Origin of the sequence: Ktedonosporobacter rubrisoli (assembly GCF_004208415.1) — a bacterium.
GTDB classification, from domain to species: Bacteria; Chloroflexota; Ktedonobacteria; order Ktedonobacterales; family Ktedonobacteraceae; genus Ktedonosporobacter; species Ktedonosporobacter rubrisoli.
Map to the genome: position 1 here is coordinate 3,644,626 of NZ_CP035758.1, position 17,817 is coordinate 3,662,442.

Consider the following 17,817-nt stretch of genomic DNA (forward strand, 5'->3'; position numbering starts at 1 on the left):
ACGTTATGCCGGTGCCTCTGCCAATTCAGCAGGCTCGCTGCCTTCCTCTTCGAGGAAGATCTCGCTGCCACGTGCCAGCGCTTCCTTATTCGTACGCATCAGGTAGAACATGTAGCCAATGCCTAACAGAATCCAGACAGCAAGGATGGGCAGCGAGAGGTTTTGCGGATAGGCAGGTATTGGATAGACCTGCGATGCGAAGACAAAGCACAGAATGACCAGCGGGACCAGTGGAACAATGACGTGCTGCACAATGCGGAAATCCTCACGTCGTTTACGCAGATAATAGACGAACGTCGAGATGCAGGAGGCGAAGTACAGCAGCAGCAGGCCCAGCGTCAGAGCTGTGCCTATCAGATTCGATGCGCCGCTGATCCCGAAGAGCAGCCCGCATCCAATGGTGATGATCGCTGATACAACTGTATGCAGCAAAATGGCAAATGAAGGGGTGCGATGGCTTGAGAGCCGGGCAAAACTTGCAGGCAGAGCTCCAACGCGGCCCATCGCGTACGCTACACGTGAGGTGGCATTGATGCCCGCGTTTCCGTTGCCAATTGAGCTGTTAATAATCACAAAACTGATGATGATGGGACCGAGCATGCCCCAGAACTTTTTACCAAGGTCTGCCCAGGGTGTAGCGTCGTTGGCATAGCCAGAGATCGCGGGAATGCCCCAGCCAATCACGCTAGCGTAGGATGCCAGTACATAGAAGAGGCCAATGCCAATAGCGGAAAAGATCACTGCCAGCGGAATATTACGTCTTGGGTGTGATGTCTCCTCACCTAACGGAGCCGCAGCCTCAAAGCCGACAAAGGCCAGGAAGGCAAAGATCATGCCCTGGAAGATCCCGCTCCAACCAGTCGGGCTAAATGCCGGCGTAAAGGTCGCCAGGTTATTATGCCCACCTGAGGCGAAGATCATGGTCAGCGCCAGCGTCAGCAGCACGAGGATCTCAATCGCACCCAGTATCACGCTGGCATCGGCCGAGAGCTTGATGCCGTAGAAGGTGAGCGCGAACAGGATAATACAGCCGATGATGGTCCAGATGACCCAGGAAATGTCCACTCCGGTGAGCAATTTGACCAGGTCTTCCGCGTACTGTCCCCAGATCAAGGCGACATAAGGGAGCAACAGCGGCTGAGCCAGCAGGAAGACCCATGCCGATAAGAAGCCGAACTTCGCGCCCAGGCTGCGACTGATATAGGTATACATGCCGCCGGCTGAGGGAATATGGATAGCCAGTTGTCCAATACAGGAGGCGATGAAGGCGCAGGCGATAGTGGCGAGAAATACGGCGAGCGGCGTTGAGGCACCCGAGAGGCCATACGCTGAGGTCATCGCGAAACACACTGCAGCAGCGGGTGCCATTGCCGTGATCGATTGAAATAATACTTCGGAGAGCCCGATAGCATTTTTTTTGAGCGTTGTATCCTGTTCGGCGCTTTCCCCCACCGGGGCGCCTTCTAAGACTTCGGACATGCGCTAATCTCCTCTTACGTTCAGTAACGTCGATGCAAGCTCCTTCTCAGCATCAGGAGAAGAAGATAGTTGTATTTATTGGTGCTCACAGCAGTCGCCATGCGGCGCTGGCGGGGGCACATCGAGGGCTGGATTGCGATCAAAAAAGCCTACCGGTTTGAGCATAAATCCAATATAGCCAACCGGCATAACGGGCCAGTCCTCTGGCCGAGGTGTATGATGTGCGTTTAGGGTGTACCAGATGACAATATCGGTGTCCTCAATAGAACGATTGGCTTGCGTCCATGCGGGTAATCCCGCTCCGCCGGGATGCTGATTGGGATAATCGCCCGCTGGATAGCGTTCATCTGGCTGATAAGGGGTAACCCATAGGTGCTTGCGCGTGAAGCCCGCACGCTTCATGACGCTCGCTTCGGGATGGGCGAAAGGCAATGTATTTTCGCCCGGCATGAGCTTATAGGCCACGGGTTCGCCCAGGCCGTTCAGGCTGTGCGGATTGACGATTTTCCAGCAGCGAGCCGAGAAAGGATCAATCACTTGCTGCGCTTGCGCCTCTCGCGCGAGCAAGGTCGCTTTTGAGTAATACGCATTGCCGTTGGGATTACCAGGTCCCTGTGGCTCGGCCTCAGTATGCACTTCATAGACCGAGTTGCGCAGTCCGTCTACCATCATATCCATACGGACATTGAAAATATGCTGGTGGATGGGCGCGTAGAGCTGCGGCGCAACGAGCTGCCCATACTTAGGCTTGGCGCCGGGCGGCAGCGCTCCAGTATTGATAATTCCTGTCAGCTTTATCTCAAACTGGATCGTACCATCCTGATAGAAATACCAGAAGAAACCATATTCGTAGTTGCCAACTGTCGCGATGAACGAGACGACCAGGCGGCGCGAACGACGTACCTCGGCCTGGTTGGTGCGCCAGTCGACATGCTTCCACAGAATGCCGTAATCCTCTTCGTGCAGGCAAATGACGTTGGGCAGGCATACGACGCGGCCCCGGCTATCACTAACGACCGCATCAAAGTAGTGAATGACGCCCAGACAGTCGCACCCCAGTTCGAGCGCGTTCGCCAGGGTTCCAATGCCATACTCGCCGACGTCAAAGGCATTTTTGCGATTATGGGTAATGGTGGGATCACCATAGGGAACAACCATTTCGGCGAGCGCGGCACGATAGAGAACAGGACGAATGCGGCCCTGATCTTCGTAGCCAACGGTATGCAGTACCAGCCCCTCACGCGTGGTAAAACCAACATGGAGATGCCATTTCTGCCAGCGTACTTCGTGTCCGTTGACGCTGAAGCTCGGACCTTCGGGTTGCGTGATCTCTAGGGGCTTAAGATCGGTCCGTATCTGACCAACGGCCTCGGGCGTGTAGTTTCCGGGCTGCGGCGGCAGCGGTACTACGCCGTGATCCTCTATGCGCACGACCTCCATCTTATTCAAGTCGACAAGCGCTAATACGCCTTCAATGGGATGCGCATAGCCATTATCGTTGGGATCTGATCTTACCCAGGAGAGAGCGCGTGTGAGACGCCTGTTCTGCTCCTCTTCAGCTCCGTAGTTGCCGGCAGACCAGGGATCGACCATGACCAGTTCGAAGTTGGTAATGCCGCGCTTGCGCAAGGCTGCCTGGTAGGCAGGGTCAGACTTGAGTAGCTGCTCGCACTCAAAGAATTCGTCAAGCATGATCGAAGGCTGAACACCGGGCACCTGTTTCCAGGAGACGATGCGTCCCTCGGTGAGCGAGATAATCGCTTCGTAGGCCATGCCATCGCTGTTATCAAGCAGGATAAGCTCTGCTTCTCTTGCTACCTGCGTGCCCGGCTCAAATGCCAGCACAGTCTCCTTCGCCGGCTCATGCAGATTGACCGAGGCGAAACGGACACTCTCGCTCAGCCCCCGTTCGCTACGTGCAATCTGAACCACCGCCTCGATCTCCTGGACCGTTAAGGGGTCCAATGGGTGAGGCATAGCCTGTGCAGTATGATTTTTTACGGGAGTTTCATACATATTTTCCATAAAAGGCGTTCCTCTCTAGATATACGTATATTGCAACGATTAGCGGTCACAGCGAGGGGTGAGTTCTGCTTTTGTAATTTTTGCTAGAGAGCTATCTCTTGCCCTTTCATACAGCAGTAAATGCAGATATATAAATACATGCAAATAAAAAATATCCGTGCCCATGGCATGGATATGAGCTATGGATATTTTAATCAGAACATTTAGGCTAGTCAATAAGAACAAGTAAGTATTAAAAAATCTTAATGAAAGATTAATAAGAATACTTATCCATTTCTGAGTTTTTTAGATATCCACACGCGAATAGAGTATGTGAAATCATTACAAGCAAACAAACATTGTATTTACAAGACGACTGTAACCTTGTGCGATACGTGGCAAACGCAGGCACTTATTTCTTGTTAGTCAGCAAACGCGTAGGATAGTTGGAGCTTTTTCCCTTTTTTATTGAGCGACATACTGGAATTTTGTAATAACTCCTCGAACAACTGCACCCTCAGGAAGTCATCGTGCAAGATGCTCCAACGTTCGAGCAGCGTTTTGGGCTCCGGGAGGAGGACCAGGGGCAAATACGCTTGCTCGATGATCAACTCAGAAAGCACTATGGGCTGGCAGTTACTGAGCTCACCCTCCCACATTCTCAGTGTGCAAGGCTGCCCCTCAAAGGACATTATTGCATCATCGCCGAAAATAAGATGACGTTTCTTACGTTACCTCCATTGTCTGATACCTTTGCAATCCTTGGCGGAGGCTTCAAGGTCGGCAGCCGGGTATCGCTCCCCTGGCTGTCTGAATTTCCAGTGATCTATTGGGGCGATCTTGACTCCCACGGGTTTCAGATTCTCTCCCAGCTCCGTTCGATCTTTCCATATGTCATCTCGCTCATGATGGAAAAAGAAACTTTGCAGATCTTTGCCCAATTCTGTGTGCGAGCAACCCCCTGTGCAGTGCGAAACCTACCATATTTGACAGCAGATGAGCACGAGCTTTTCTTGCACCTTGCTCATAATACGATTCGTCTGGAACAGGAGCATACTACACATGCCCATGCACCGAGCCAAATACAGAAGAGATTGCTGCAAATGAGGAACTGGGCCAGAAGTGATCCATCCAAGAGCATTTAAGAAAGTTGCCTATATAGTGCTGCTTCTTGTTATATACTGATTATGCCGTCCGATCTGTCGAGGTGATGGCATGAATCCTAATCCAGAGCAGCGTCCCTTCTGAGCGTGCTCCATTTCCCAAGACTGCTGGCAAACTTCTTAGGCCGCATGGTAGAGCCTCTCAAAAGCAGAAACGCAGGTAAGAGCGAGCTGGTAGCCATCTAGCCAGCAGACAAGACGAACTAGATGGATCGCCAAAGCTCAGGCCAGATGCTGCACATGCGTTTTTGACACTTCCACAGAGCGAGAACGGAGCAGCTAAGGCACGCCCCGTGTGAAATAGTCGCCTCAGCTCCTACCCAGAAGGACCGTGATTAAAATGGCACCTCACCTGCACAGCTATTGTGAGGAGAAGAACAATCTTGCAAGTGGAGTGGGAGACGGAACTCGAACCCGCGATAGCCTGCTTGGCAGTGCCTGCCTTCCAAGCAGGCTTCACTTTCCTCTCAAGGACCTCCACAAGCGACTTCAGGCGTACTATCATTCCTAGAAGCGTGTCGGACACAGGTAGCGGCACACTTGTCGAAGACCACTGGAACCACTGTAAAACTCCCCTCGTACAAGCAGGTGCGTACAGCCGTGCAGCACTTGAGGATGGAGCCGGAACTCGTAGCGATGCGCGAAGGGGCAAAGTCCGTCCCCACGTGAACGCTCCTCTACCTAGTCCTTTGTGCTCTCCATTCCCGCTCCGGCTTTGCTCACCCAGGTTGATGAGCACACGATGGACCTCTACGTGGTCACTCCTGATGGCTCGACGGTGGCGAGCAGTGTACATGCAGCGGCGCTCATCTGTGTCAAAACAGCGTCCATCCTCGGCGCAGTACTGGCTTTGGAACCCTTCAAGGAAGAGGACTATATGTGCCTGGTCAAGCTCAGCGTAGAGAGAAAAGATCATCTAGTTGGTATCAATGGATGTGAACATTCCTGGCCGTGCTCAGGTTTTAACCATTGTGCAAGGAAAGATCACAGAGACATACAGCAAGCCATATGTCTCTCCAAAATGAAAGCGCGTATTCCTCCGTCACTGAAGGATCAGAGAGAGGTAGTGATGGACCCACTTCGTTCTCGTATGGTCCTCTCGCCATGCCTTCAAAGGGAACCAGAGGTATCTTAGGCCGACAAAATGTGCAGCAATGCGGTAGCGTTCGGCAAAATCACCAGGAGCAATTGCTTTCCCAGCCTCTTCTAATGCCTGTCGATACAGCTCTGCTTGCTCCAAGGTTGGAAATAAATGAGGGATATCGAGATACAACGATCCATATCGTGGAATTTGCCAGTCAAGAAAGTATGGCGCGTTCTCGTACACCATGACATTGCTTGGGTTTAAATCTGCATGAACCAATGTCAGTGTCTCATCCTCGCAATAGAGCGCTTCCATCTCATCGGCAATGGTGTCAGCGGCAGCCTCAACCTTGGGGATAGCTGGCCCAAAAAGCTCGACAAATGCAGGATCATTGACGACCTGCTCCCATGCTGGTCGCCAAAAGCGCTGCTGAATATAGACGATCACATACGAGCGATCAGCACGGGGCAGCCACGCCAATGCCTCTGTGTGACCAAGATTGGTCATATGGATGGCAGCCAGCCCCTGTGCCTCCTGTACAAGCAAGTGCGAAGGAAACGATCCTGTAATATCGGGTCTTTGCTGTGTTCCAAGATCCTGAAGACAAAGGAGGGCTGGTACATCGGTGGTCAGGTCGAAGGTATAGCTGAAAGGAACAGCTCGCTGTTGCTGCTGGTTCAACTGAGTAAGGATGCGCCTCTCAAGCAGTCCTGCCTCTTTCGTCACCAGCGAGGTCCGCCTCTGGCCCTGTGGTGTCTGCAATGTGAGCTGATGGCGTTGGATGTTGGCCCCAGAGAGTCCAGGAGTAATCGGTGATGAAAGGATCTGCTCGATACGAGCTTCTGCTGCGATATAGCGGGCAAGAGTTGCTTGAAGCAGATGCTTGATACCCTCCTCTTTCGGTATGTTCATTGTAGTGTTCCTTTCAAATGTCTTTCAGCGGCCTCCGTACGCAATCGCCAGGTCAACGCCTCATCTTGTTGCGTGAGCCACCGTTCTCGCTGCTCGGTGGGGATCAGACGCTCAACAAGCGCCTCCTTGCCCATACGTAGATAGCTAAAGAGCAGGATCGTGTGGGAACTCTCAGATAAAGGACTGTAGCATGACGACGAGTGAAACAGACGAACTTAATCTTATTCAGGTAGAAAGAATCCAAGGAATCTCCAATGTGAAACTTGCCTCTCCAGCCCCAGAAGGATTTTCTCCGCAAGTATTTAGAAATTGTCATCATATTGGTTCGGTAAATCAGGAAAATGGTCTTCGACGCCTCACTCTTCGTAGTGGTGATACCATTCTCCATCAATCTTGGCATTCGTTGAGGCAGGCCTTTCCGGCAACCAGAGGTGCCATCTGCTTTTCTGTAGGGCACTTAACGATTCGAGCACAATTCAAGTCAAAAAATTCCCTGAATTGATCAGCGCCGAGGTATGTGAAAAATAGGACACAGGAGAAAGTGTAAAAATGTACAATTCTATCCTTTTCCATCAAAGTCCTCTTTGTGCAACCGCCCTATTGCAAGGGAGATTCTGTTGGCGAATGCAAACGTGAAGCGAACGCCCATCCTACAGGTCTGCCCACGTTTAGAGCTTGACGACAACCTTGCCGTGGACATGACGGCTGGACTGAAACTCGGCTGCCGCGCGGATTTGTTCTACCGGGTAGGTCGCCGCAATGGGAACCTGGAGCTTGCCAGTAGCAACCAGTTCGGCAATGTCTTCAAGGGTACCTGGGGCGGCATCGATTCCTGAAACTCCGATTACTCCCGGAATTTGAGCTGCGATAACGGAGATACGGTTATCTGGAACGCCGAGCTTACGCGCGGCTTCTACCGTCTCCGATCCGTATAAATCGGTAGCTGCGGTAATTCCATCGGGGGCAAGGACTTGTACTCGCTCGGCCAGGCCCGCGCCGTAGGTCACTGGTTCGGCACCGAGGCCTTGTAAGTAGTCAAACGATGATGCGGAGCCGGTGCCGATGACGTTTGTCCCGGCCAAGCGGGCGAGTTGGATTGCGAAGACCCCCACCCCTCCGGCTGCCCCGCCAATCAGGATGGTGTTGCCCCGCTCAAGCTTGAGCACGGCCAGAGCTGCTGAAGCCGTTCTCGCCGCAATGCTAAGCGTCGAGGCGGTGATATCATCAATACCGTCTGGCGTATGATGCACCCCATCGCCCAGAGATAGAGGTCTTTCAAGGTCGATAATCACATAGTCAGCGACGGACCGCGAGATGGCGCTGCCAAAGACTCGATCGCCGATGGCGAACCCGGTCACTCCGGTACCAACCTCGTCCACTGTTCCCGCGTAGTCAGAGCCAAAACCGGTTGGCAGACTCAGGCCGAATCTGGCACCTGCTGCATCATTAGCAGTCATTATCCAATCCATCGGGTTCAAGCCAGCAGCAACCACGCGGACCCGGATTTGTCCCGCGTGTGCATGTGGCTCAGCGACCTCACGCAGATCTAGTTTTTCAAGCCCACCGAACGAATCCATGATGACGGCTCTGCTTCTCTGTGGTGACATCTCATTTCTCCATTTCAAATCCGTTGTCCATTTTTCTGCTGGTCAACGGCGAACCGCTCCTCCGGTCCGCCGTAACGGTGATAGTGAATATTCTGCATAAGGAGTTCCTTTCCTGTATTCAATCCGAAATCTGAGTGAGCATCCATTCCAAATACCAGGCAAAAAAACTAGCGTTTAAAACTAACGTTTGATGGCATCCCAGCAGGCCGACGTCGCTTGCTCAGTAGTGGTCTGATCCAGGTGAATTTGCTGCCTCATATGTGCTTCGACCAGCGCATTCGTCGCCCCCAAGAGCAACACTGACATCACGTCGAGCGGCATCGCTTTGAGCAGGTGCTGCTGTTGGGCGTCGATCATCACTTGATTGAAAGCCACAACCAGCGCTGGCACCTTCTCGCTTTTGGCCCGTTTCTGGATAAAAGGAATCTGCGCCAGTTGATTTGTGAGGAAAAATTCGCGCGGATGCTCAATGCTGTAGCGAACCAGGCTGCCCAGCAAGTATAAAACCCGGTCAACCACTGGCTGCGTTGCGTCATAGCCTTCCAGAACATGCAGGCTCATGGTGGCCTTTATCTCGCTGAACAGGCAAAACACGAGGTCTTCTTTGCTGGGGAAATAATTATAGATGGTTCCCATCCCGACCTGCGCTCGCTGCGCAATCTGGGACATGGCCACGTCCTGCAATCCCTGCTCAAAAACAAGATCGCGAGTCGCCAGAATGATTTGGTCACGTTTCCTGCTCATCATACAGTCTGCTTTTCGTTTGGAATGAACCCTCATTCCAACTATATGACACATTCAGTAACATGTCAAGAGTAATCAAGCAAATTCCAGGGCAATTTCAAAGTCCCGTATTTCCCCTCAAAGGGGTAAGAAGGAACGAAAGCGCTTCGTGAGGTCGAGCACAAAAGCGGCGCATCTGCGCGGACACATTGGCAACGTGGAGCCAATCCATGAGGGCAAGCACGGTGCCATTGAGGGCCGCCAAGGCCAGAGGAGCACCCTGAGTTCACACTTGAGAAGCATCTTCCCCAAGTGTGACATCGCGGCGAGAGTGCTAGCGATTTTCTCTGTGCCAATGCGTGCGCAGCTACTCCAGGAGCCGAGCGGGACTGGCCTGAGCCGGAGAGAAGCTTGTGATGCCATAGACCACCTCTTGGGTGCACTTGAGGGGATGAGTGACGCGCCTGCGAATGGCAAAGGCTTGTTCGACCCCGCTCCATTCGCGCGTAAACAAGGGCGTGAGCACCGTGATGGTGCGAATGCGTCGCTCCTCCAGCCGCCCAAGCCCTTTGCTCCAAGTAGGTGCTTCTTCCCACTCTCCTTCGTCGGCTTGCGGATCAGTGAAAAAGGTGTGCAGATCCTCCCAGAGCGTGGGCTGATTTTTCTTAGCGATGAGCACATAGTGGCCTGCAAACCGGATCACCTTCGGAGGTGATCCGGTTTGCGATTGATCGAAAGATAGCGCCGACAGGTGCTCCGCGAAAGCTTGATGTCCATCTGTTCCAGTGCAGCGCTGACCCGATACGCGCCAATATCCGGGTTTTCTGATAGCTTTTTGATTTCCTGGATCGTAGAAATATCCACTTTCCTGACCTTTTTGCGCGCATGCGACTTGTCGGCTAGCCCTGCAAACTTTTCTTCTGCAAACCGTCGAAGAAGGAAAAAAAGAGGGATAGGTAGGACTCTAGAAGAAAGCACATCTGCTTCGATGAGCAGTTGAATAGGAAACTCCTATCCGCCCTGTAGAGATTCAAACAAGCAAACTTTGTTCCCCAAATGCCTGACTTTCTGAGCTAGACTTTATCCAAATTACGCCGTAAAGGCGAGGGTATCGACGAGGCGATCGTAAAGATCGTGTGGAATTTCCACCAGGTCCAGCAAAAAAGACGAAGTGGTAAAAAAGTCAGACGGCCAGAGATGCCGTCTGACAAAGGCCAGGGTATCCGAGAAAGTCGGCACGGCTTTGGCATACCAAGCAGCCTAACGAACAGGAAAGGATTGGTTATCCAGCAATAGATGAGCAAATATCGTCACCAGGGAAAAGATCCCCAACAGAGCAGGAGTCGTGCGCTGAATCGCCAGCTCCGACCACTGGCGCTGGGTTTCGACTCCCAAATGCGTGCGGACTTCATGGAAAGTGACCTCAACCGACCAACGCTGAACAAACCAGTGCACGATCTCTCGCTGCCCATTAAAGATACGTTGATGATGTGTTTACTGATTGAACACGCGCTGCGCATCTCAGAACTGGTGGGACTCAACATTGAAAACTTCGACCAGAGCGCTGGTACCGCCGTCATCTACAGCCCGAAGAAGTCGGCATGGGTCACGCACCGGCTGAAAAAGCATACCCGACTCGCGCTCGATCTCTACCTGGCTGAAGAACAGCGCTCCACCAATCCCCTCTTTTGTGGCTATCAGATGGTCAAGAAACCAGACTCCCGCATCACCCGCTACGGCGCCTATAACAGGGCTGAGATTCTTCTGACTTACAGTAGTAGGGTAAGCGCCGTGCGCCTTACTCCATGACTGGAGTAGGTTTCACTGCGCTCCCCCCCGAACTAGCCGTACACGTTTCCGTGTAGCTAGCTCTCCAGTTTTCCTTGAGCGCTTCTTTTCGCTTAACTTGCCTGCGTGCAGTTCATCATGACACTCAACACAGAGGATCATGGTTTTCCGGCGTCGCTCTATCATCTGGCGTTCCCAGGCTTCTTTTCCTTTGAGATTTCCCAGTTTCCGTACATGGTGTACTTCCATTTGCCCCCTTGAGGTGCCGCACCACTCGCATGTGTGTGCAAGGAGGCGCTTTCCTAATTCAGTTCGGCTTGCATACGGATGCGTGTTTGGGAGCAGATCCGGGTCACGCCGCGTCACTTTTTCTTTCATGAGTTGCCTCGTGGATGAGACAAGTTCATACTCCTTGATGGGTTTTCCCTCTTCACTGAGAGTAACCACATATTGGTTTGGCCCTCTTTTCAGGCTCTGTGCAACTTTCTTGAGAGAACTCCGGCGTTTGTTTGCCAGGGTCCGTAAAAAGCTGCTCGTTGTGAGCCAGAGGAGTGATGGTGCGACTAACTTCAAGTTATCGGCAAGTGCGTAGTATCCCAGAAACCCTCTAATTTCCGCATTGTAGATCATGAGAATTTCCAACTCACTGAGACTGAGGAGCAGCTTTCTGTGTGTCCCACGCCATTTCTGAGGTTCCCCATACTTTTTGGCGAAGGAGACGCTTTTGTCATGAGGAAGGAGGAGCGCCAATTGGTACTCGGTTGCTCGCCTCGTGCGCATACCGATTTTCGTTCGGGTGCGTCGTATGCGAGTTCCTTTCCATCGGACAATATCGTATCCCAGGAAACGTACCTTGTTAGAGGCATGGGTGATCAGCGTTTTTTCTGCTGATAGCTCTAATTTGAGTTCGTCTCGTAGGTAGGTTGTGAGCCATGCTTTCATCTCGGTTGCGTCGGCTTTACTTCCGTTTATTCCCACAAGCCAATCATCAGCGTAACGCACGAAGTACATTCGTCGGTAATTGGGGTCTTGAGGATCTTTTGCGGTTGTCTTGAGCTGGCGCTTTTTGAGTGCCTTGTACACTGTCCAGTCACCCGTTTGCCGAGCTACTTTTTTGGCTCGTACAAGCTGCTTGCAGATCGTAGCATATTCCCTCGTTACCTTCCTGGCTTCCCCTTTGTTGAATTCGGCTACTTTCGTTGCCATGATCTGGTCCAGTTCGTTCAGGTAGATATTACTTAGGAGTGGGCTCAGATTTCCTCCCTGTGGTGCCCCTGAGTAGGTTTTGTGGTAGTGCCAGTCTTCCACATATCCTGCTCTCAGAAATTGCTCGATCAGATGAAGAAATCTCTTGTCTGTGATCCGCTGACTCAGTATGCTCAGAAGCGTTCTATGTTCGAGATGGTCGAAAAAGCCTTTTATGTCTCCCTCTATCCACCATCGAACTCCGATCATTCTTTTAACTGTTTCTAATGCGGTATGGCAACTTCGTTGTGGCCGGAAGCCGTGTGATGCTTCTGAGAAGGTTGGTTCATAGATCGCCTCCAGGATGAGCTTAACTACCATTTGAAGTAGTTTATCCTGAAAACACGGTATCCCCAATGGTCTGAGTTTACCGCTGGCTTTTGGTATGTAGACGCGACGAACAGGTTTTGGGACATAGCGTGACGCCTTGAGGTCGCCTATCATATCCATGATGAGTTGCATCCCTGCCCCGTCAATCGTTTTCCCATCCATACCCTCGGTCATATTCCCAGGTTTGGGAGCGATCTGTTGGTATGCCAGGAGCCACAGTTCGGGATTGTACAGCTTTTGGTAAAGTTTATCGAACTGTATCTCTGGTTTCTGGGCCATTTTGCTCAGTATTGCAAGCAGAGTATTCGGTTGTTGCACTGTGTGCTCCTCTTTTCTTCTTGCAAATGGAAAACCTGCGTTCCTTCGCCCTGTACGCGATCTTCTCGCGCTCCCTGGATGGTCGTGACTCCATCGACTACTACGAACGCTCCGTCATCTGGTCTGATTTTCAGGCGCTTGTGCCATCGCATCTTGTCTCCATTAACCTGATGCTTTCAGACTCGGATGATCCCGCATTCCGTGCATTTTGTACGTTCTAGCATGAGGTAGGTCCCTGACTCACATCCTTGAATATGCGTATGCATATCGCCTTTTCCCGTAGAGTACAGAGCGCTCAAGATAATCGCTCTGTAGGGATCAGCCACCGTCGTCAAATGCTCTGGCCGGTGTGCCATCACTAACACGTCTGGATGTTCAGGTTCGGGCAGTCTAGCTCTAACCATGTCACGCGGGTCTGACGCATCTTCGGCTTACAGCATTTTGGCCTTCATGCGCGTCAGGAACATGCTACTTTCCCCTTTCTCTTTCAAGTCCAGGTAGGTTCCTTGACCCTAGAACTTCTCTACAATTCTAGCTGGCTCTACCAGCGATACAAAATGCCGTGAAACGGCGCACTCTTAGAATGATGACAAATATGCCTATCGGTCATCCGTTTAGACGGCCAGCCGTCTAGGGCGAACTGCCGCGCCCGCTCCTCCTCGCCCCACTTGCAAAAGGTCGGAGTTACTTTTCCGCAGAATATTCAAGCTCCCATTGACATCGGCGTGAATGATGGTTCCATCACTGGCACGATACCAACTGCGAGCAATGCGTGAGCCTGAAAAAACAGGCTTCTCACGGGTTGCCTGATACGTTGGGATGGAGTCGCTGTCCAGAAAGCTCGCTTTGCTCGTGTAGCTTTCTTCCTGGATGATGACCTGTATCCCGACCAGTTTGGCTTTGTAGGTCAGTTGATCGATCAAGCGAGCATGAGGAAGTTGCACAAACTGCTGATTGTTTTTGCGTCCTAGCTTCGCTTCCTGTTTCCAGAGCGGATTTTTGCCGATCACCAACGTCCCGATCCCCTCGCTTACCAACAAGTCAATGATGCGACGGCTGGCCGTGTGCAGATAACTGTCAACACGACGATTGCGCTTCGTCGTCACCCGATCCAGATGGCGCGAGGTAAAGCGGTTCTCATGGCTGAGACGACTCTGATGCTGGGCGCGTTGTTTATTGTAATACTGATTCACACTTTTGAGCGGCTTGCCACTCACCAGACGCGGAGCAAAACCTGGCTTGTTGCTGATCAGGGCAGCCAGGACATTGACTCCCAGATCAAGGGCCGCGACCACATCGCTCTCAACCTCTGCTCGTTGTTCCTTTTGCTCATAAACCACCTCAATCATATATCCATCTAACCGGGGGACTATTCTCATCTGAGCAATCTTCTCCCAATCGGTAATCAAGGTTTCAATCTCGATGGGTAATCCTGATGACACGAGCTTGCCCGTCTTTTTGAAGACGCGTTTGCCGAGAGCTTGTTTGTCGTAGATAAGGATATTGCGTCCCTTTTCTTTGTCTTTGTAGCCGGGCAGTTTGGGACGTCAGGTGAACGGAGAGGGGTCTCGCTTGTAGGCTGCTATCCCTTCAAAAAAGCCTGTCCAGTTCTTATGCAGTTGAATCAAGATGGAATTACTGACCTTACACGGAAGCGCCCGATACGCTTCATGTGTTTTCACGCGCTGAAAGATTTCCGCATACGGCAGATACTTCCCCTCGTGAATGAAGGATTGTCGAATCTGGTAATTGGCCTGATTATACAGGTTTTTGGAAGCAAAGGCGGCCTGATCAATCACCGCAAACCGTGGATCATCTTTGCGGATGAGATGCCTTTCTACCAGGTGCATCACGCTTCCTCCTTCGCCTGTAAGGCTTGCACCGCTTTCTCCGTTTGGCGTTTCGCCCGTCGTTGCCCATAGAGCCGGGCGCAGAATGAGGAGATACTGCTGGTCAAGTCAGCCAACAACTCTTCAGTGTCATGTTGCGCCGGGTTCACCACTTCAATGGCGCGCCCCTGAACGGAGAAAAGCGTGTCAATGGAATGAAAGCCAAAGCGCGTCAAGCGATCACGATGCTCCACGACCACCCGCGTAATGCTGCTATCCTTCAAAAGACTGAGTAATTTCGGGCGGCTGTCGTTGACCCCGGAGGCAATTTCTTTGACAACCAGAGCCACGTGATAGCCTCGAACCGTACAATACTGGCTCAACCGTTCTCCTTGCCTCTCTCAGTTCTCCCGGTGTTCCGAAGAAGAGACTCGTGCATAAATCGCAACTTTCTCAATGGTTTGTATCGGTTCTCGTTCGGTCACGATAATGGTTCCTGATGGAGCTTGATAGCCCTGGATCGTTCCATTACGAAACCAGCGTAATGCTGTCCGGTAGCTCATCCCTTGTTGTTTGGCGTACTGGCTTAATTTCATGCAGAAAATAGAGTATAGATAGATCCATTTGTCAACACTTGACATCGTTTACTAGAAACGTTTAGAACACTTTCTTTCTCACCTGATCACACCAAGTGCTCAGCAAGAAGGACAGAAGAGCCACAAGCGCAAATGCACCACCAGACCATGCCAGGATCTGGACGGGAAATGTACTGACAATGAGCCCACCCACTCCCGCTCCTCCCGCGCCTCCCAGAATGTCGATAGAGCCGTTGAGTGCGAGTACCTGGCTAGCCAAGTGAGGTGAACGATTGTGTAAGCGATTTTGCAAGGCGGGCCAGGCCGTCCAGACAGCCACTCCCCAGAAAAACAAAAGGACCAGAGTTCCCAGAAGAAAGGCGGAGGTTGTTGGCAGGAGACTGAGTGCAATGGCCAATGTGAACAAACTGACAACGATGGTGCGCCCAGAACCTATGTGATCAGCGACATATCCCCCCAACAAGTTTCCAACAACATTGCCAGCCCCCAGACGAGAAGGAAGCTGCTTACATTCCTGCTGTGGGTCATTTGTTGCAGGAAGGGAGCCACATAAGTGTACAAGGTAAAGTGGGCCATGGACCAGAACAACGTGGGCAGTAAAGCCAAGACGAGCAGGGGATGCACCATCAGAGAGAAGCGTGCTCTCAGACCGATCGTTGAAGATGTGGGAATACTTGGGATGCCTACCAGGCTTAGAATCACTCCAGCCAGAGAGGAGAGGCCAGCAATCAGACCAAAAGTCACTGACCAGCCAAGCGCCTGTCCAACCCAGGTGCCAAGAGGCACACCGACCACTGTCGCTGCACTTGATCCAAAGCCCACCATGGCTAATGCTCGACCTCGTGTGTTATCGGAGGCGAGCGTTGCAGCCAGAGCGTAAGCTGTTGGGCTCACCACAGCAGCACAGACCCCAGCCAAAATACGGCACCCAATCATGAAGCTAAAGGATGGGGCAAGAGCCGAAGCGACATTTGCCAGACTGAAGCCACCGAGAGCGCTAGTCAAGACATGCTTGCGTGAGAAAGGAGCAAGCACCGCTGCCAACAGCGGCGCTCCAAACCCATAAAGCAGCGAGTATACGGTAACCAACTGGCCTGCGGTGCCTATCGTCACATGGAAACTCTGAGCCATTTCGGGCAAGATGCCTGCAATCACAAAAGCATCAGTGGCAATGGTGAAGGTTCCCAGAGCGACCAAATATATGCGAAAATTCACGAAGCGAGCATCCTCTCAAGAAAAACAGGGTAGAAGATTGTTTTCTACTGTGCCCCAGTTGATTCAATCGGTAAAGGAGGCTGTAGCACAAAGACCGATCCTCTGCGCTTGCGTCCCGGCGATTCAATACGAATAACCCACGCGATGCGCAACGAGGTGTGAATGACAAGAGCGGCTCGCTCGCAATACGCGGTATCCAGTAACTTCCCAGGTCACGATCAGGCTGTTTGGCATCCCAGAAAACGTTGCTGCCTCGCTCGGGTTGGCGACGGCTTGACCCTCGTGCTTTCCATCCTCTAGAGTCCTTCTTCTCGGACAAACTTGCCTCCCCGAGCGGAGTCTCGTTGTGCAATTCGTGGGCCTCACCGATACTGCTCTCTCCGATGGACACTTGAGGTTGAAGCGTATCTCTTGAGCTTTCTACTCATCCTTTGGTTGCCTCGTTCATGGGAGCAAATTGCCCACGTGCTATCTGATCCACATGGTGTTGATACTGCTCTTGAGTGATCATTTCGACATGGGTTAATGGCCCACTCCACCCAGGAGCAGTAAAGGTACAGGTTTCGACAACAAGAACGTGATCGCTCTCTGGCCAGTAGGATGCCACTCTGCCTCCCCAGGTCTCAAGGAGCATCCCGGGCTCAAACTCTTCTCGTGCGTGGCGCCTGAGAATGGCAGCGACATCAATCGTCGAAGGGAGATTGTACTCGACAAAGCACTTCCCCGTTGCCAATTTCGCGCCCTCAATGTTCAGTGATTCCAAGCTGTCCAAGTCCTTTCATCTTGATGCTTCTTTGATGCTCTTCCACACTCTTTGCTCCAATGAGGAAAAAGATGAGCTGAGCGAAAGAGGGGTAAAGACATTATAAAAGACATTATACATGATCTCAACTGGCTTCCCTGCTTGCTTTCATCTACAGGATGCAATCTCGTTGCGCATCGCGTGGGATTTACGGCATCCTTTACGGGGTCTGTGGTCTCCTCCTGCTGTTGCTTGCCATCATCAGGCTGCTACGTATCAAGCAGCTCCTAGCTGAAAGCGCTGATGCTCTGAGCACTTCACTCGTCGCAGGTGAGATGACGGAGGGCACGGCCTCCTTCCCAAAACAGCAGACAGACGAATAAAAACCGGGGAAGGAGGGCCAGATGGGCGAGATCATCGGCGCCATCATCGCAGTTGCCATCCCTCTGATAGCGATCTCTATGACCATTAGAACAAGGTGGACGCTCGAACAAGCTACGCAAGCTGGCTCTAACGAGAACGAGGTACAAGGGCTGATTCATACGCGCTTACTCACTATACGCCGCAAATACGTCATTTGCGGCCCTCTCTCCGTTGATCCAGCTGCCATTGAAGCAGCACATCGGGCCTCTCCAGAGATCCGAAGAATTCGTGCTGAGAGTGCTGCGCAGCTACGGAAAATGGCTGAAGACACGGCCGCACTCATCGCGGAATCCTATTGCATTTTCCAAGAGCAGGAACGATTGCAGCGAGAAGAAGTAGAGCTAATAAAAAGGTAGGAT

Annotated in this window: 15 protein-coding genes and 3 pseudogenes; 4 read left to right on the forward strand and 14 right to left on the reverse strand. The window is 52.0% G+C overall.

Annotation, left to right across the window (positions count from 1 at the left end):
• Window positions 1–3: 3 nt before the first annotated feature.
• Both EPA93_RS16240 and EPA93_RS16245 read right to left on the reverse strand, forming a co-directional pair.
• The gene (locus tag EPA93_RS16240; protein WP_129888514.1) at window positions 4–1,479 is read right to left on the reverse strand and encodes an APC family permease; all 1,476 of its coding nucleotides are present in this window, start codon (window positions 1,477–1,479) and stop codon (window positions 4–6) included.
• A 75-nt stretch (window positions 1,480–1,554) separates the two neighbouring features.
• The gene (locus tag EPA93_RS16245; protein ID WP_207229570.1) at window positions 1,555–3,504 is read right to left on the reverse strand and encodes a primary-amine oxidase; all 1,950 of its coding nucleotides are present in this window, start codon (window positions 3,502–3,504) and stop codon (window positions 1,555–1,557) included.
• Window positions 3,505–4,013: 509 nt separating this feature from the next.
• Between EPA93_RS16245 and EPA93_RS16250 the strand changes: the two genes are divergently transcribed.
• On the forward strand, window positions 4,014–4,628 hold the full coding sequence (locus EPA93_RS16250) for a DUF2220 domain-containing protein (RefSeq protein ID WP_165423172.1): 615 nt from the start codon (window positions 4,014–4,016) through the stop codon (window positions 4,626–4,628).
• A 1,060-nt stretch (window positions 4,629–5,688) separates the two neighbouring features.
• Here EPA93_RS16250 and EPA93_RS16255 read toward each other — a convergent pair.
• On the reverse strand, window positions 5,689–6,642 hold the full coding sequence (locus tag EPA93_RS16255) for a phosphotransferase (protein ID WP_129888516.1): 954 nt from the start codon (window positions 6,640–6,642) through the stop codon (window positions 5,689–5,691).
• A 190-nt stretch (window positions 6,643–6,832) separates the two neighbouring features.
• On the opposite strand from EPA93_RS16255, the gene EPA93_RS16260 reads away from it, so the two are divergent.
• Window positions 6,833–7,144, forward strand: a complete 312-nt coding sequence (locus tag EPA93_RS16260) for a hypothetical protein (RefSeq protein WP_129888517.1) — start codon at window positions 6,833–6,835, stop codon at window positions 7,142–7,144.
• A gap of 166 nt (window positions 7,145–7,310) precedes the next feature.
• On the opposite strand, the gene EPA93_RS16265 is transcribed toward EPA93_RS16260, so the two are convergent.
• The 5 genes and pseudogenes from EPA93_RS16265 to EPA93_RS50975 form a co-directional block, all read right to left on the reverse strand.
• Window positions 7,311–8,249, reverse strand: a complete 939-nt coding sequence (locus EPA93_RS16265) for an NADP-dependent oxidoreductase (RefSeq protein ID WP_129888518.1) — start codon at window positions 8,247–8,249, stop codon at window positions 7,311–7,313.
• Window positions 8,250–8,429: 180 nt separating this feature from the next.
• Entirely contained in the window at window positions 8,430–8,996 is a 567-nt protein-coding gene (locus EPA93_RS16270) for a TetR/AcrR family transcriptional regulator (protein ID WP_165423174.1), read from the reverse strand.
• 343 nt (window positions 8,997–9,339) lie between these two features.
• The gene (locus tag EPA93_RS16275; protein ID WP_129888520.1) at window positions 9,340–9,675 is read right to left on the reverse strand and encodes a hypothetical protein; all 336 of its coding nucleotides are present in this window, start codon (window positions 9,673–9,675) and stop codon (window positions 9,340–9,342) included.
• Entirely contained in the window at window positions 9,672–9,950 is a 279-nt protein-coding gene (locus tag EPA93_RS16280) for a helix-turn-helix domain-containing protein (protein WP_165423175.1), read from the reverse strand. Before EPA93_RS16280 ends, EPA93_RS16275 begins: the two co-directional genes overlap by 4 nt.
• A gap of 111 nt (window positions 9,951–10,061) precedes the next feature.
• Window positions 10,062–10,433, reverse strand: a pseudogene (locus EPA93_RS50975) (IS701 family transposase); the annotation flags it as partial.
• 27 nt (window positions 10,434–10,460) lie between these two features.
• Here EPA93_RS50975 and EPA93_RS50980 point away from each other — a divergent pair.
• Complete coding sequence (locus tag EPA93_RS50980; protein ID WP_422877891.1) at window positions 10,461–10,781, forward strand: tyrosine-type recombinase/integrase; 321 nt, start codon at window positions 10,461–10,463, stop codon at window positions 10,779–10,781.
• A gap of 12 nt (window positions 10,782–10,793) precedes the next feature.
• Here EPA93_RS50980 and EPA93_RS16290 read toward each other — a convergent pair whose 3' ends face one another.
• From EPA93_RS16290 to EPA93_RS16310, 6 genes and pseudogenes are all read right to left on the reverse strand, one after another.
• Window positions 10,794–12,653: a reverse transcriptase/maturase family protein gene (locus tag EPA93_RS16290; protein ID WP_207229571.1), complete on the reverse strand. Its 1,860-nt coding sequence runs from the start codon at window positions 12,651–12,653 to the stop codon at window positions 10,794–10,796.
• Window positions 12,654–13,267: 614 nt separating this feature from the next.
• Window positions 13,268–14,503, reverse strand: a pseudogene (locus EPA93_RS16295) (RNA-guided endonuclease InsQ/TnpB family protein).
• Window positions 14,503–15,078 (reverse strand): annotated as a pseudogene (locus EPA93_RS16300) (IS607 family transposase). Before EPA93_RS16300 ends, EPA93_RS16295 begins: the two co-directional pseudogenes overlap by 1 nt.
• A 61-nt stretch (window positions 15,079–15,139) precedes the next feature.
• Window positions 15,140–15,538, reverse strand: a complete 399-nt coding sequence (locus EPA93_RS48440) for an MFS transporter (protein WP_165423177.1) — start codon at window positions 15,536–15,538, stop codon at window positions 15,140–15,142.
• Window positions 15,511–16,293, reverse strand: a complete 783-nt coding sequence (locus EPA93_RS48445) for an MFS transporter (protein WP_165423178.1) — start codon at window positions 16,291–16,293, stop codon at window positions 15,511–15,513. The genes EPA93_RS48440 and EPA93_RS48445 overlap by 28 nt, the downstream gene beginning before the upstream one ends.
• A gap of 424 nt (window positions 16,294–16,717) precedes the next feature.
• Window positions 16,718–17,056 carry a hypothetical protein gene (locus EPA93_RS16310; RefSeq protein ID WP_129888524.1) on the reverse strand — a complete coding sequence of 113 codons (339 nt, stop codon included), beginning with the start codon at window positions 17,054–17,056 and terminating at the stop codon, window positions 16,718–16,720.
• A gap of 383 nt (window positions 17,057–17,439) precedes the next feature.
• Here EPA93_RS16310 and EPA93_RS16315 point away from each other — a divergent pair, with 383 nt between their 5' ends.
• Window positions 17,440–17,814 carry a hypothetical protein gene (locus EPA93_RS16315; RefSeq protein WP_129888525.1) on the forward strand — a complete coding sequence of 125 codons (375 nt, stop codon included), beginning with the start codon at window positions 17,440–17,442 and terminating at the stop codon, window positions 17,812–17,814.
• Window positions 17,815–17,817: the final 3 nt, after the last annotated feature.

Bases quoted from the DNA above. Each gene is read 5' to 3' on its own strand.
- EPA93_RS16240 (WP_129888514.1), bottom strand. From the start codon at position 1,479: ATGTCCGAAGTCTTAGAAGGCGCCCCGGTGGGGGAAAGCGCCGAACAG.
- EPA93_RS16245 (WP_207229570.1), bottom strand. From the start codon at position 3,504: ATGGAAAATATGTATGAAACTCCCGTAAAAAATCATACTGCACAGGCT.
- EPA93_RS16255 (WP_129888516.1), bottom strand. From the start codon at position 6,642: ATGAACATACCGAAAGAGGAGGGTATCAAGCATCTGCTTCAAGCAACT.
- EPA93_RS16260 (WP_129888517.1), top strand. From the start codon at position 6,833: ATGACGACGAGTGAAACAGACGAACTTAATCTTATTCAGGTAGAAAGA.
- EPA93_RS16265 (WP_129888518.1), bottom strand. From the start codon at position 8,249: ATGTCACCACAGAGAAGCAGAGCCGTCATCATGGATTCGTTCGGTGGG.
- EPA93_RS16270 (WP_165423174.1), bottom strand. From the start codon at position 8,996: ATGATGAGCAGGAAACGTGACCAAATCATTCTGGCGACTCGCGATCTT.
- EPA93_RS50980 (WP_422877891.1), top strand. From the start codon at position 10,461: ATGTGTTTACTGATTGAACACGCGCTGCGCATCTCAGAACTGGTGGGA.
- EPA93_RS16315 (WP_129888525.1), top strand. From the start codon at position 17,440: ATGGGCGAGATCATCGGCGCCATCATCGCAGTTGCCATCCCTCTGATA.